The 14550-nt window shown below is 41.1% G+C and carries 14 protein-coding genes and 1 pseudogene; 11 read left to right on the top strand and 4 right to left on the bottom strand.

Annotated elements, in window-relative coordinates:
• Nucleotides 1-552 precede the first annotated feature (552 nt).
• The 4 genes from ACX27_RS00830 to ACX27_RS00845 all read left to right on the top strand — a co-directional run bounded on the left by ACX27_RS00830 (nt 553) and on the right by ACX27_RS00845 (nt 6035).
• Complete coding sequence (locus ACX27_RS00830; protein ID WP_062287163.1) at nt 553-1275, top strand: DUF502 domain-containing protein; 723 nt, start codon at nt 553-555, stop codon at nt 1273-1275.
• Between the two features lie 103 nt (nt 1276-1378).
• Nucleotides 1379-2038, top strand: coding sequence for a transcription antitermination factor NusB (nusB, locus tag ACX27_RS00835; RefSeq protein ID WP_062287164.1), 660 nt, complete (start codon nt 1379-1381; stop codon nt 2036-2038).
• Nucleotides 2039-2236: 198 nt separating this feature from the next.
• A complete protein-coding gene (gene ftsY / locus ACX27_RS00840; RefSeq protein ID WP_062287166.1) occupies nt 2237-3811 on the top strand; it encodes a signal recognition particle-docking protein FtsY in 1575 nt (524 codons plus the stop codon).
• 832 nt (nt 3812-4643) lie between these two features.
• On the top strand, nt 4644-6035 hold the full coding sequence (locus ACX27_RS00845) for a PP2C family protein-serine/threonine phosphatase (protein ID WP_062287169.1): 1392 nt from the start codon (nt 4644-4646) through the stop codon (nt 6033-6035).
• A gap of 41 nt (nt 6036-6076) precedes the next feature.
• Here ACX27_RS00845 and ACX27_RS33140 read toward each other — a convergent pair whose 3' ends face one another.
• On the bottom strand, nt 6077-6451 hold the full coding sequence (locus ACX27_RS33140; RefSeq protein ID WP_235526438.1) for a hypothetical protein: 375 nt from the start codon (nt 6449-6451) through the stop codon (nt 6077-6079).
• A complete protein-coding gene (locus tag ACX27_RS33145) occupies nt 6452-6697 on the bottom strand; it encodes a hypothetical protein (protein ID WP_235526439.1) in 246 nt (81 codons plus the stop codon). It lies immediately after the preceding gene.
• Nucleotides 6698-6824: 127 nt separating this feature from the next.
• Between ACX27_RS33145 and psbP the strand changes: the two genes are divergently transcribed.
• Together psbP and ACX27_RS00860 are read left to right on the top strand one after the other, a co-directional pair.
• The gene (psbP, locus tag ACX27_RS00855) at nt 6825-7358 is read left to right on the top strand and encodes a photosystem II reaction center PsbP (protein ID WP_256364398.1); all 534 of its coding nucleotides are present in this window, start codon (nt 6825-6827) and stop codon (nt 7356-7358) included.
• A 143-nt stretch (nt 7359-7501) separates the two neighbouring features.
• Nucleotides 7502-8098, top strand: a complete 597-nt coding sequence (locus ACX27_RS00860; protein WP_062298060.1) for a Maf family protein — start codon at nt 7502-7504, stop codon at nt 8096-8098.
• Between the two features lie 30 nt (nt 8099-8128).
• On the opposite strand, the gene ACX27_RS00865 is transcribed toward ACX27_RS00860, so the two are convergent.
• Together ACX27_RS00865 and ACX27_RS00870 are read right to left on the bottom strand one after the other, a co-directional pair.
• On the bottom strand, nt 8129-8518 hold the full coding sequence (locus tag ACX27_RS00865; protein ID WP_062287172.1) for a YkvA family protein: 390 nt from the start codon (nt 8516-8518) through the stop codon (nt 8129-8131).
• A gap of 29 nt (nt 8519-8547) precedes the next feature.
• Nucleotides 8548-8799, bottom strand: coding sequence for a hypothetical protein (locus ACX27_RS00870; protein WP_062287175.1), 252 nt, complete (start codon nt 8797-8799; stop codon nt 8548-8550).
• Between the two features lie 195 nt (nt 8800-8994).
• Here ACX27_RS00870 and ACX27_RS00875 point away from each other — a divergent pair.
• The 5 genes and pseudogenes from ACX27_RS00875 (at nt 8995) to ACX27_RS35120 (ending at nt 14475) form a co-directional block, all read left to right on the top strand.
• A pseudogene (locus ACX27_RS00875) lies at nt 8995-9733 on the top strand (phycocyanobilin:ferredoxin oxidoreductase).
• A gap of 840 nt (nt 9734-10573) precedes the next feature.
• A complete protein-coding gene (locus tag ACX27_RS00885; protein ID WP_062287178.1) occupies nt 10574-12013 on the top strand; it encodes an HlyD family efflux transporter periplasmic adaptor subunit in 1440 nt (479 codons plus the stop codon).
• 155 nt (nt 12014-12168) lie between these two features.
• Nucleotides 12169-13323 (top strand): ABC transporter permease DevC, encoded by a 1155-nt coding sequence (devC, locus tag ACX27_RS00890; RefSeq protein WP_062287180.1) that lies wholly within the window; start codon nt 12169-12171, stop codon nt 13321-13323.
• A gap of 139 nt (nt 13324-13462) precedes the next feature.
• On the top strand, nt 13463-14197 hold the full coding sequence (locus ACX27_RS00895) for a DevA family ABC transporter ATP-binding protein (protein ID WP_062287182.1): 735 nt from the start codon (nt 13463-13465) through the stop codon (nt 14195-14197).
• A gap of 170 nt (nt 14198-14367) precedes the next feature.
• Nucleotides 14368-14475 (top strand): hypothetical protein, encoded by a 108-nt coding sequence (locus ACX27_RS35120; protein ID WP_335337751.1) that lies wholly within the window; start codon nt 14368-14370, stop codon nt 14473-14475.
• Nucleotides 14476-14550 lie beyond the last annotated feature (75 nt).

The raw sequence follows: 14550 nt of genomic DNA on the forward strand, positions 1-14550 counted from the left end.
TACGAGCGGGTTGATGAATAATTTCGTTTACCCACAGATTTTGAGTAAACCCGCCTCTATTTGCTTTCCTACACAACTAGATTCGGAAATCAAACCGGATTTCTCTGTTTTATTAAAATTTATAACAAAAGTTTTTCAGAAAAACATCCTTTACCTGCTGGTTAGTTCTAAACTAGTTACAAGTAGATTTTTAGTTGTCATATATAGGTTTTAGAAACGTAGTCAGATTTTGAGCGATCGCGGTAGGATTAGTAATAATTAAAATATTTGCAACATTCATTTACAAGCTGTACAAAGAAAAGTAACATCCTTGCGGATGGAAGAACTATCGTTAGTTAGCTATATTTTTGTGTATTCAACATCTAACTAGCGAAAAATCAATACTTTTCTGGACTGAACAGCCTTTTATCAAAATAAAAGCTATTTAGTGACAAATCTTAAAGTGGCGTATGGTAAAAAATATTACTAGTAAAGCCTTCTAACGTTGAGCGTCTGCTGGTATTAGTTTCCGCTTATCAGAGTTTCACTAGCCAAAAAAAGGAGAAACGAAGTTTGGTAATCGATCGCTTAAAGCAGGACTTGAAAAATGACCTGATAGCAGGATTGTTAGTGGTTATCCCTCTAGCAACTACCATCTGGCTCACAATCACGATCGCTAATTGGGTAATCGACTTCCTTACCCAAGTTCCCAAACAACTCAATCCCTTTGATGGGCTACACCCAATTTTAGTAAATATACTAAATTTAGCAGTAGGTCTAGCAGTACCACTGTTAAGTATTTTGTTAATTGGGTTAATGGCTCGGAATATTGCTGGGCGATGGTTATTAGATTTTGGTGAGCGAGTATTACAGGCAATTCCCTTGGCGGGACAGGTATATAAAACATTAAAACAACTTTTAGAGACTTTACTCAAAGATTCTCATGGTAAGTTTCGCCGTGTGGTTTTAGTTGAGTATCCCAGACAAGGCATTTGGGCGATCGCCTTTGTCACAGGTGCGATCGCAACTGAAATTCAATCCCAAATGCCTCGCCCAATGTTAAGCGTTTTCATCCCAACGACACCCAACCCGACTACAGGATGGTATGCCGTAGTACCAGAAGAAGATGTGATCAATCTTTCAATGTCAATCGAAGATGCTTTTAAAGTGATTGTCTCTGGTGGAATTGTGGCACCGAATACGCCCTTACCGCCTCTAGTTTTAGGCAAAGAACAAAATTTAGCAGGCTTAAGCAGAGAATTAAAACATTCAGTAATTTCCGTCGAGGAAATATAAAATTTATCCGGCAAAGACACAAGTAAATAGATATTATGAATGTCTGGCTTTGTCGCAGTCAATTAAATTTTTACCCTAATTCAGTGCTTAGGCACTCACTTCCATGCAAGACCGCAAACCCCAACAAATTGCTCGTGAACTGGCGCTGTTGAGCCTCAGCCAGCTGCCAGTCAACCCCAAAAAACTCACCGAAGAACATCTGCCTAAATTGGTATTAGCAACCGTGCGTACCTTAAGAGCAGAAGTGCAAGATACTTTAGATAACGCTGCGGCGGAATTGCAACGCAGTAATGATCGCCTATTAACCAGCCAAACTCGCGCTGCTGACATGAATACCGCGAGAACCATGCTACAAGAAGCGATCGCTTATACTCAAACCGCCATCAATCAACTTGGTGCAGCCGTTGAGTTTCCCGAATTAATTCAACTCGCCAACCAAGACAGAGAAGTTGGCAGATATGCCATTCAAATTGTCAAAACCGTGAATGAGCATCGTATCTTGATCGATGAACAAATAGCGGCGGCTTTGGTAGATTGGCAAGTTAACCGTCTAGCTCAAATTGACCGCGATATTCTCCGCATCGCTGTAGCGGAAATGACATTTTTAAACTTGCCTGACAGCGTAGCCATCAACGAAGCTGTTTTGTTAGCCAAACGCTACAGTGGCGATGAAGGTCATCGATTTATTAATGGAGTGCTGCGACGATTCACAGAACAAAAAAAAACTTCCTACTGTTTTATCCTAACTTTGTCACCATTCTGAATGCTAAGTTGTGAGTTGAAGGTGAGGAGAAGTCTGGTGCTTGAGAGGGATGAATTACCCCCTCCCAGTAACCCGACATTGAGAGGTGAGGATATCCCGGAGGATTTCACCACAGCGAAGAGTAACAAATTCTATTAAACTCTTAACTTACTAACTCATAACTCCTAACTTAAATAACAACTAACACTGTTAGCAGCAATGGCTTTTAATTGGTTTCGTCGTCAATATAACGATTCTTCTGATACTCCCTCTGAAAACCAAGAGGCAGAAAATACTCCCACACCTGTAACCGAACCAGAGGCAACCGAAACATCAAATACTAACCCAACAACTGCACCAGATTCGGCAGCAGATTTGTTGGCGTTCGCTAAAGCTGCCTATAAAAATATCCAGCAAAAACAACAATTAGAAACTGGAGAACCAGCCCCAACATCATCAGCAACCCCAGAAACGGTAGCCGCAGATTCAGAAGAGGTCACAACTCCCAGTCAAGAACCTGCGGCAACTATCGAAACACCACAACCAGAAGTCGAGACAACTGTTGAAGAAGTAGCTGTCACAGAAACAGAAATTACAACCAATACTGAAGAAGCATCACAAGAAACCCAACCCACCGAGACGGCTGCATTATCTTTTTTAGAACGGGCAGCAGCAGAACGACAAGCCAAGCAAGAACGCTTAATTGCTAGTGCCATTGAAGTTCCACAACCAGAGGCACAGCCAGCAAGTGTTAGTGAACCAACTACCACAGAAATACCAGATTTGGCATTTGATGAAGGGTTTGTCTGGTCAGCAGAATTATTGGCGGCTCAAGGTAGACGTGCAGAAGACATTTCCATTGAAGAAATCACTTGGCTGAAAAAGTTACGCCAAGGATTAGATAAAACCCGGCGAAACATCGTCAACCAACTGAAAGCCATTGTTGGACAAGGGCCACTCAACCAAGCGGCGGTAGCCGAAATAGAATCTGTATTGTTACAAGCCGATGTGGGTGTAGAAGCCACAGATTATATTATCAGTGCTTTACAACAAAAACTGCGGGAAGAAGTTACACCTCCAGAAGAAGCGATCGCTTACTTAAAACAAATCTTACGGGATATGTTAGAGGAGCCAATTCGCAAATCTGAGAAAACCAGCTTTGCCCCAGATAAAGACAATTTAAATATTTGGTTAATTACTGGTGTAAATGGTGCTGGCAAAACCACAACCATCGGTAAAATTGCCCATTTAGCTCAAAAATCTGGCTACAGATGTTTGATTGGCGCAGCAGATACTTTTAGGGCTGCGGCTGTCGAACAAGTCAAGGTTTGGGGAAATAGAAGTGGTGTAGAAGTAATTGCCAACCCTGGTAAAAATACAGACCCCGCCGCCGTGGTATTTGATGCGATCGCAGCCGCCCAAGCACGCCACACAGAATTATTATTAGTTGATACTGCGGGAAGATTGCAAAATAAAAAGAACTTAATGGATGAACTCACAAAAGTTCGCCGCATCATCGACAGAAAAGCCCCAAACGCCAAAATCGAATCTCTGTTAGTTTTAGATGCTACCCTTGGTCAAAATGGTTTGCGCCAAGCCGAAGTATTTTCTCAAGCCGCCCAACTTAGTGGAGTAGTATTAACCAAATTGGATGGTACAGCCAAAGGTGGTGTCGCATTGGCTGTAGTCCAGCAATTAGGTTTACCAATTCGCTTTATTGGCGCTGGTGAAGGAATTGAAGACTTACGCCCATTTTCTAGCTACGAGTTTGTTGAAGCTCTTTTGAGTGGCTAAGTTTGTATGAGACAAGCGAAAAAGTCAGGTATGTAAGAAGGGTGTAGGGATTTGAGGGTGTCAGGCTTCGCCGTGAGTTTCAGCAAGTGATACAGTAAGGTTGCCGAACTGCTCAACTTCCGCGTCGACCGAATGATGTAGGTGTTCAAAACTCTTACACCCCTACACCCAGTCTCAACCGGTAATTTTTGTAGGTCAGAACTGACCTTGTAAACCTAATTAAGAACTGCTATAAATACTGAAAAAAAACAAAAAAGCTCAAGTGCGTTCGTTGGTAAGTTAGCAAAAGCCTACTATCATAACCAAATCAGCTTGCCCAAATTTAGGAGTATATATATTGAAGTGAATTTCCTGAAAAACTGACAAATATTCTCTAAAGGTAAATTAAAAGTTAGAAAAATGCTCTAGCTGATCAAGTTAAAGTGATATTTTCCCTTAAAATTTTAAGTTATCGTTTATTTCAGTATCTGAATATTTCTCTGAGACAAAAAATCAGAAATTGGCAAAAATAATTAATCAATTAATTAAGGAATTTTATGTTTCATGATGTATGATTTGCTAATTGACTGCTGTGAGCGTGAGAAGTTCTCTCAGAACTGGAGGTATTTACTGATTTATACTCATCAGCTTTTGCGTAAAAACACATGAAATTTATGTATCTAGATTTAGGTAGAAATAAAATCAGCGAATGTTATAGTTTTTTATCGCTCTCGCTTACGTCTTTCTACTCTTGCTAAATTGACGTATCTTGTCTCAATATTATTTAGCAATATTTTGCTAAAAAGAGTTATTAATCAATTGAAAATCTACTAATCTTAACTGGATATTACCTGTGCCTGTGTCTCAAGTACCCTTTCAACCTGCTGATGGTAATAATAGTGCCGCGACGGATGTCACACCAGTCGTAGCACTAAAAGAACTTGTGGCGAGGTTGCATCGAGAACAGAACAAAATTCAAGATTTGCTGAGTTCTTTAGGATTTGCCCTCAGAAGTTTCAACAATTTAAATCAGTTTTTGGAACTGATTCCATTGATGGCAACAAGGGTGACAGATGCTGATGGTAGTGCTTTATTTCTCTACAAACCTAACGGTCAAGTTAGGTTAGAGCAACTCCACTGGCAAGATAGTCGCCAGCGCAAAAATATTCGCAAAGCCTTAGAAACAGCTAGTAGTCAAGTTACATTGTTACCCAATAGCACCCCTTTGGCGAGTTCCACCGGCATATTAGATGATCAGATGCACCGCTACTTGGGGCCAGATGTGCAAATATTCGGCACGGCAATTTTAGTTAAGCATACAGAACGCGGTTGGCTCTACGTTTTAAGTCGTGACCCTGACTATAGCTGGACAGAAACCAGACAAAAGCTAGTGCGCTTGGTTGCAGACCAAACAGCAGTAGCAATTGAAAACGATGAACTAGCTGTAGAACTGAGGAAAAAAGAACGCTTAGACCAAGAATTAGAAATTGGGGCGGAAATTCAACGCCGACTCTTGCCCCGTCAATGTCCGAATATTCCTGGTGTGGCACTAGCGGCACGTTGTAAACCTGCTAATCGCGTGGGTGGCGATTATTACGACTTTATTCCCACCAATCATAATCAGTTGCAGTTGATCAATAGAGTATCTCCAGAAAGTAGCCGTTGGGGTTTTGTGATTGGGGATGTGATGGGGAAAGGTGTTCCCGCCGGATTAATTATGACGATGATGCGGGGAATGCTGAGGGGCGAAGTATTACATGGCAATTCTCCGGCTGGGATTTTGCAAAATTTGAATCGAGTTATGTACGCGGACTTGGAAAATTCCCACCGCTTTGTGACGTTGTTTTATTCGGAATACAATCCCAGAAATCGGATCTTATCTTACAGCAATGCCGCACACAATCCTCCCTTGTGGTGGCACGCAGCCACAAAAACAGTTAGCCGCCTAGATACTTTGGGGATGCTGATTGGTTTAGATGCTAACAGCCAATATGAAGATGCTCAGGCACAGTTAGAACCTGGAGATACGATAATTTATTATACAGATGGCTTGACAGATGCCGCGGCTGCCAGTGGCGATCGCTTCGATGAAGAAAACTTTGTAGCAGCCTTCAGCGTCGCTTGTCGTTATTGCAACGGGCCAGAAGAAATTGTGGATTATTTATTTAACCAAGTTCAGCAGTTTATCGGTACTGATAGGCAAAACACTGATGATATGACACTTGTAGTTTTGCAGATTGTTTAATTTTTGTCATTTGTGATTAGTGTTAGACAAAATACAAATAACTAATGATCAATAGCTTTCCCTAAAATCAGTTCAAGCCAACGAGGATAAGCGTAAGAATTTGCGGCTATGAGTTGTGTTCCTTTATAGTTATTGAATACCCAACTTGCTGTAACGTGGAGATTTTCTAGTAAATAGCTATCTTCGCCAAAAGCTTCTAGTGCTAAACTCCACCAAGATTGTTCTTGAATTAACAGTTGCGTAATTTCTACACCACAACCGTTATCAATACTGTCATTACTAGCAACGGTCTGTACTGAAGAGTCAGATAAAATTTGATAGTATTGGAGACGGCGGACTTTCTGAACATTCACCCACGTAGAATTACCCAAGACTGTTGTAGGCTGAAAACTTTCTCCTGTGGAATCACTACACATCTATTTACCCCATTTTTCTACTCTACCTTCTATCAATTCCCCAACATTCAGTACACCCAATTCGGCTTTGCGCCATTTGACTTCTAAGCGTTCTTGCCGCAGCTTAATTCCCCAATAATCACATTTTGGCGCGTAAAGATACCAGTCTTCTCGTTTTTCGGGTGAACAGTTTTGCGGAAACCATTCTTCAATTTCTGTGGGGATTGTACCAGGATAAAACCAGCGCACTTCGATAGTTGTAAGCATAGGTAACTAATCTCCTCATCTGATACCTTATCCGCTACGACCCAGTTGGTGGGACAATGAAAACGATACATAATGTTTAATTTTTGTTACTTCCAGCCAAAGGAATCTCTAACAATGTGGAAAAAAAATTGCAATTATTTGCCTATTAATGTTGAGCTTCAGCTTGAGTAATCCTGGTGTAGCTGCTGCGGCTGGATTTAAAAGCTATGTAGATACTGCTGATGGCTATCAGTTTTTATACCCTAACGGCTGGTTACCCGTGAAAGTTGCCAATGGCCCTGATGTCGTATTTCATGATTTGATAGAAATCTCTGAAAATGTTTCTGTGGTGATTAGTCCGGTTCCTGAAGGTAAAACCTTAAAAGAATTGGGCGCTCCCACAGAAGTTGGCTATAAACTTGGCAAAGCGGCACTTGCACCTTCTGATTCTGGGCGGACAGCTGAATTAGTTGATGCGCGAGAGAAGGATAATGAAGGTAAAACCTACTATATATTAGAGTATTTAGTAAAACTACCGAATAATCAGCAACGACATAACATCGCTAGTGTTGCTGTGAGTCGTGGCAAACTGTTTACCTTTAACGCCTCAATTCCCGAAAAACGTTGGGCAAAGGTGAAACGGACTATGGAAAATGTTGTCGATTCTTTCACAGTGTATTAATTAGTAATAGGGAGTAGATAGAGAGACAAGGGGGAGCCACTGCGTTGGGCGGCTTTGCCGACTTGAAGCAAGTGGCGTCACAAGGGAGACAGGGGAGGCGTTAGGGATGAGGCGAAATGACAAATGACAAAGAACAAATGACTATAAACATTCCTCAATTTATACTGGCTTCTGCTTCTCCTGCACGTCGCCGTCTGCTGCAAACGGTTGGAATTGAACCGATAGTTAAACCCAGTGATTTTGATGAGTCACAAATTCAACTGAGTGATCCTGGTGAGTTAGTGCAGGTTCTAGCTCAACGTAAGGCAGAAACGATCGCACCGCAGTTTGCATCAGCGTTAATCATGGGCTGTGATTCGGTTTTGGCTATTGATGGGAAGATTCATGGTAAACCAGCAGATGCAGCAGAAGCGATCGCTCGTTGGCAATTAATGCAAGGTAATATAGGCGACTTATATACAGGCCATGTGTTAATTGACACTTCCCAAAACCGGACTTTAGTTAAGTGTCAGGTGACAAGGGTTTACTTTGCGAAAATGAGCGATCGGGCTATCCAAGCTTACGTCGCTACAGGCGAACCTCTTAAATGTGCTGGTGCTTTTGCCTTGGAAGGTTTTGGTAGTTTATTTGTGGAAAAAATCGAAGGTTGTCACAGCAATGTTATCGGGCTGAGTTTACCTTTGCTGCGGCAGATGCTGGCAGAATTGGGATACGAGGTAACTGATTATTGGAATAAGTGAGTAGTTTGTTTCTGTTGTCAGCGCAAAAGCTTACCGTTTAATTTTCCACCAGTATCTTAGACAAAGTACGAATAAAACTCCCACCACTAACCAGATCAAAACAATGATACCTGCGGCTATCCAATTGACAGGCTTATTTTGAAACTGTGTTGACTCAGCTTTCTCGCGGCATTCGGCTAAGACTGATGAAGGAATCAACTTCAAGATTAGCCAAATGCCCAACGGTACTAGAATCAAATCGTCGAGATAGCCAAAGATAGGAATAGCATCGGGAATTAAGTCAATAGGACTAAAAGCATAAGCAACAACAACAACTGCCAACAATCTTGCATACCAAGGCACTTTAGGATTTTGAGTAGCCAAATATATAGCGTAAATATCCTTTTTCAGTTGCTTGGCTAGTTGTTTTAAAGAGTGCATTTTTGCTTTTGCAAGTTAATTAATGATTATTAAGAATATTGTCTGGTATTCAATGTCACTTCACCATGATTTGGAACCCAGGCTAACCACTCATCAGCAGAAACTTGGCATAGTAACAGTGCTTCATCAGAACTGTAAGGGCTAGGAAGTTCTAAAAGCTTCACCCATAGGTCAGGTTGGCATTGCTGCGCTGAATTTTTACTGTAGGCTTTGCTTAACCAATCTAGATTTTGTCTGACTGCTGGTACAGCACAATTTGGTCTTTGAGTATTGATTTTCATAGCTGTAAGCCTCCCTGATGGGTTAAAGCAAAATTAATTCTGTAACTAAGACTACAAAATAATTAATTACTTTGAAAAGTCAATGTCTTATAACTTTACGTAACCAGTCGTAACAGTTTGCTTAATGTTGCGCGGCAGAATAGAAGTGGCACGGCTGGCTGTAGACTGGCCTTAGATAGCATTTCTGATGAGAATATGTCATTTACTTCAACTCCCTCACTCCGTGAACAACAACATCCCCTAATTCGGCAGTTAGCTGATAGCATTGAGGCGGCTTGGCACAAGCATTTAGAACTATCGCCTTACAATTTGCCAGCAGAGTTGGGATATGTGGAAGGTCGATTAGAGGGTGAAAAACTGACAATTGAAAATCGCTGCTATCAAACACCACAGTTTCGCAAAATGCACTTAGAACTGGCGAAGGTGGGAAATATGCTGGATATTTTGCATTGCGTGATGTTTCCGCGTCCAGAATATGACTTACCGATGTTTGGTTGCGATTTAGTTGGTGGTAGAGGACAAATTAGTGCAGCGATCGCCGATCTATCTCCTGTACACTTAGACTTGACTTTGCCAGCTTCCTATACAAATCAACTCACTGCACTGAAAACCATAGAATTTTCCCAACCGCGAGAATTACCAGAATGGGGTCATATCTTCTCGGAATTTTGTCTGTTTATCCGTCCTGGTTCCCCAGAAGAAGAAGCGATGTTCTTAGGGCGTGTGCAGGACTTTTTTAGAGGTGCATTGTACCCAAGCGATTGCAGCCAGTCCAGTTTCCCCCGAACAAACTCAGGAAATTATCGCTGGACAACGCAACTACTGTACTAAACAACAACAAAACGATAAAACCCGCCGCGTCCTAGAAAAAGCCTTTGGGCAAGCATGGGCAGATAATTACATGACGACAGTCTTATTTGACTTGCCAGAATGAGTCATTTGTCATGTATAAAAAAGCAGCAGGCAGAAATTAGGAAACCAAAGAACAAAATTTGATACTACCCTTAATGAAGCAGCGCAAAACACATCTACACACTTCAGACTTTCTTCCCCTGCTGCATCTGTAGATTCTGTTACGTTTTCCTGCAACTGATAAATGTAGAATTCAGTTATAGCAAGAAGCATATAGATTAGGAAATTTTGCACACATGAATGCAGGAAGCACACTAATACTTTTACTCCTGCCTTCTGCCTCCTGGAGACAGCGCGTTGCGAGGATTCCCCCCGTTATAGCGACTGTCGTCCTCCTGCCTCTTGCTATGACGATAGTTTAATGGAGTCTAACCATAGCTGTAGCATCTGTGGAGAGAATTTCCCAATGAGTTCAAAGTTAACAAACCTAATAATTAGTTGACTACAAGTTTAAGGAAACTGTAATGTTAGGGATGCTCTATTTGAGAAAATTGATTGAAAATTTGTAATTGCTAGTTCATAATTAAGTTTCTGATAAAGATTGAGTTTCTAACCGAACCGGGGTTGCTTTTCAAAGCGGTGGATTCTCATTGGTCTTCTAATTACGCACTAGCAACTGTCTTGATTGTTGCATCTATTGAATAACTGGTGGTTTGTCCCATTAATTTTGCTCTAGCACTACTGAAAATTAATGAGATAAACACTACCTACTATTAGCGTCATGATGTCAAAGTTGTGGCTCTAAGTATTAATTGGCATCAAATTTCAGAGGGTATTTAGTAGAGGTAATTTATCAAATCTCTACTACGTCTCATACTTTTTTAGATCCATCAGCACATTTTTAAATAAACAGGCAACAACCATGTCAAGGGTGACTGAGAAGCCAAGATCAAGGCCACCAATACTTGATCCAGAACAACCTAAGATTTGGTGGGGCATTGCTGTAGCCTTACCAATAGTAATCGCTGCGGGGTTACTAACTACAGCTAAAGTTGAGCAATTGAAAAAGATTAACTCATCTGTACCTGTCAGACCAGTTGCTAACAGTATTAGTGCAGTAGGACGTTTAGAACCGCGCGGTGAAGTGATTAAACTTTCTGCACCAGCAGCCGGATTACAATCTGCATCACGAGTGAAGCAACTGTTTGTCCGCGAAGGAGAACAGGTGAGAAAAGGGCAAGTGATTGCGATTTTAGACAATCATGACACTCAGTTAGCCAATGTCGAACAAGCAAAAGCTAAATTACTAGAAGCGCGTGCTAATTTAGCCCAAGTTCAAGTGGGTTCACCCAGAGATGTGCAAGCGCAACAAGCGGTAATTGCTAGACTAGAAGCTCAGTTACGCGGCGAGAGGGATGCTCAACAAGCGACAATTACTAGAATTGCATCGCAGTTGAGTGCAGAAAAACTAGCTCAACAGGCGACAGTTGATCGCTTGGAAGCAGAATTGCGCGGACAAAGTGATAGCTTAAGAGCCACCTTGACACGCATCCAAGCCGAACAGCGTAATGCTCAAGTTGATGCAGGACGTTATGAATTTCTTTATCGCCAAGGTGCTATTTCTCAACAAGAACGGGATAGACGACGATTGAGTGCGATTACCGCTCAACAGCAGGTAGTGGAAAGTCAAGCTACTTTGCGACAAGCGATCGCTACTTTGCGTCAACAAGTTGCAGAAGCTAGGGCGAACCAAATCAAAACCTTAAGTGGCTTACAACAGCAACTAATTGAAGCTAAAGTTACCCGTGACAAAACTGTAGCCACTTTACAAAGACAACTCGACGAAGAACGAGCCAGACTCAAGAGACTGATAGAAGTTGATCCAACAAATGTCCAAATGGCGCAAGCACAAGTTAGTAATGCGATCGCTACTGTCAAACAAGCCGACGCAGAACTACGATTAAGCTACGTCCAAGCACCTACTTCTGGAGAAATTTTAAAAATTTACACCAAGTCAGGCGAAGCCATCAGCCCCAATGGTATTGCGGAGATTGGCCAAACTGAGCAAATGATGGTGATCGCAGAAGTTCCAGAAGATAGTATTAGTAAAGTCCGGATTGGTCAAAGTGTTTCTGTCAGCAGTGATAATGGCGCTTTTGAAGGTGAATTAAAAGGAATTGTCGCTGAAATTGGCAGAAAAGTCGGCAAAAAAGATGTGCTGAATAATGATCCTGCTGCTGATGTTGATGCCAGAGTTGTAGAAGTTAAAATTGCCCTCTCTCCAGAAGATAGCAATAAAGTTTCTGGCTTAACTAATGCCAAAGTTTTGGTTGAGATTAACAACCCATCAGCTTCTAATTAACTAGCAGGAGGCAGGAGGCAGGAAGTAAAGGTTTTATTATTACTGGCATTCCAGCTTTCAACATATCTGACTATTGCTATGGCTTGTGAAAATACACATTACTCAGATGAACAGCTACTAATCTGATTCATTCCAGACGACCATTGATAAATAACATGATTCAAAAAATACCTCTCGCGTGGCTACAAATGACGCGAGATAAAACGCGATTAGCCGTAGCTTTAGCTGGAATTGCTTTTGCTGATATTTTGATGTTTACCCAACTCGGTTTCCGAGATGCACTTTATTACAGTAACGTGCAGTTACATAGCAGTTTAAATGGTGACATTGTTTTAATTAACCGCCAATCTAATGCGATTTTGTCTATGAAAAGCTTTTCGCAACGGCGTTTATATAAAGCTTTGGATTTACCAGCAGTACAATCAGTACATCCCATATATTTAGATTACACTGCTTGGAAAAATCCAGTCACAGGGCGGTCACGTACCTTACTTGTCTTTGGCATTAACCCGGAAGTCAATTTATTTAATTTACCAGGAGTTCCCGAAAATTTAGATAAATTGAAGCTACCTGATGTCGTTTTATTTGACCGTTCCTCTAGGCAGGAGTATGGGCCGATTGCCTCTGATTTTGATCAAGGTAAAACTGTCACAGCTGAACTCAGAAGACGCAAAATTAAAGTAGTCGGATTGTTTACTTTAGGCACATCTTTTGGTGCAGATGGTAACTTAATCACCAGTGATGTTAACTTTTTACGTATCTTTAATACCCGGCAGCAAGGCTTAATTGATATTGGAGTAATTAAAGTCAAACCAGGAGCAGATGTTCAAGCTGTAGCGAAAGATTTACGTCAATATTTACCCCAAGATGTGAATGTATTGACTAAGGAAGATTTTATCGAATTTGAACGTCATTATTGGGCGAGTAGTACAGCCATTGGCTTTATTTTCAGTTTGGGAACAATTATGGGTTTTATTGTCGGAACTGTAATTGTGTACCAAATTCTTTATACAGAAGTGTCCGACCATTTATCTGAATATGCGACTTTAAAAGCTATCGGCTATACACAAAAATATTTGTTGATAGTGATTTTGCAAGAAGCGTTATTATTAGCTTGCCTGGGATATATGCCTGGATTATTTTTTACAATTTTAATGTATCAAAAAGCGAAGGAAGCTACACTTCTACCAATTTTTATGACTTTTGATAGAGCAGTTTCGGTATTAATATTAACCATGATTATGTGTTTTATATCTGGTGCGATCGCTGTACGTAAGTTACGTTCTGCTGACCCGGCTGATATCTTTTAAATAATTGTGATAAATATGGTAGCAAGTAATCAGTTTTTATTATCAAAATGATATATATTTAATGCTTAAACTGTCACCATAAGCAGACAGGCTCTAGAGTTCCGAGAAGCGATTGTCAACTTCTAAACCACCACTGAACATGAGACAAGAACCTGTAATTGCCATTAAAAGTCTGAATCATTACTATGGCAAAGGCTCACTAAAAAGACAGATTTTATTTGACATTAACCTGGAAATTTATCCGGGAGAAATTGTGATTATGACAGGCCCTTCTGGCTCAGGTAAAACAACATTACTAAGTTTGATTGGCGGTTTAAGGTCTGTCCAAGAAGGTAGTTTAAAATTTTTGGGTGTAGAATTATTCGGCTCTAGCCAAACTCAACTAGTACAAATTCGGCGCAATATTGGCTATATTTTTCAGGCGCATAACTTACTAGGATTTTTAAGTGCTAGGCAAAATGTCCAGATGGCAGTAGAACTGAATGATAAAGTCAGTCAAAATGATGCGATCGCCAAAGCAGAAACCATGCTAACTGCTGTTGGCTTAAAAAACCGAGTTAATTACTATCCTGATAACTTATCTGGGGGACAAAAACAAAGAGTTGCGATCGCTCGCGCCCTAGTGAATAATCCGCCACTAGTCTTAGCAGACGAACCAACCGCCGCCTTGGATAAACAATCAGGACGTGATGTTGTAGAAATTATGCAGCGTCTCGCCAAAGAACAAGGAACTTCCATTTTGTTAGTGACACACGACAACCGGATTTTAGATATAGCTGATCGGATTGTCGAAATGGAAGATGGTCTTTTAGCCCGTGACTCCCAAAGCGCCGTCATTAGTTACGATGCTGGAGCATGGAGCGAAAAACCTTGAAAAATTTAGAAGTCAGAATTCAGCACTCAGATGCAATTCATGAGGGATTTACAGCGTTTCTCGGTTGAGTGCAGTACAAGTAGATCAGGAACAGAGGCGCTTGGGCTAGAAGCTAGAGGCTAGAGGCTAGGGAAATGTACCTCATTGGATGAAAACCGCTATATGTCATCATGGTCAATAACTCAATTCACAAAGGTGGAGATGTTGAAAAACTCATCGAATCTGCCGAAGCTAAATTGATTTATTTACCACCATATTCTCCTGCTTTTCCCCATTGAAAATTGTTGGTCACAGATTAAAAATATACTCTGTTCTCTCGATGCTAGGAGTTATCCTAATTTAGCCACAGCCAT

It is taken from the genome of Nostoc piscinale CENA21 (assembly GCF_001298445.1).
In the GTDB taxonomy this organism is placed as follows: Bacteria; Cyanobacteriota; Cyanobacteriia; order Cyanobacteriales; family Nostocaceae; genus Nostoc_B; species Nostoc_B piscinale_A.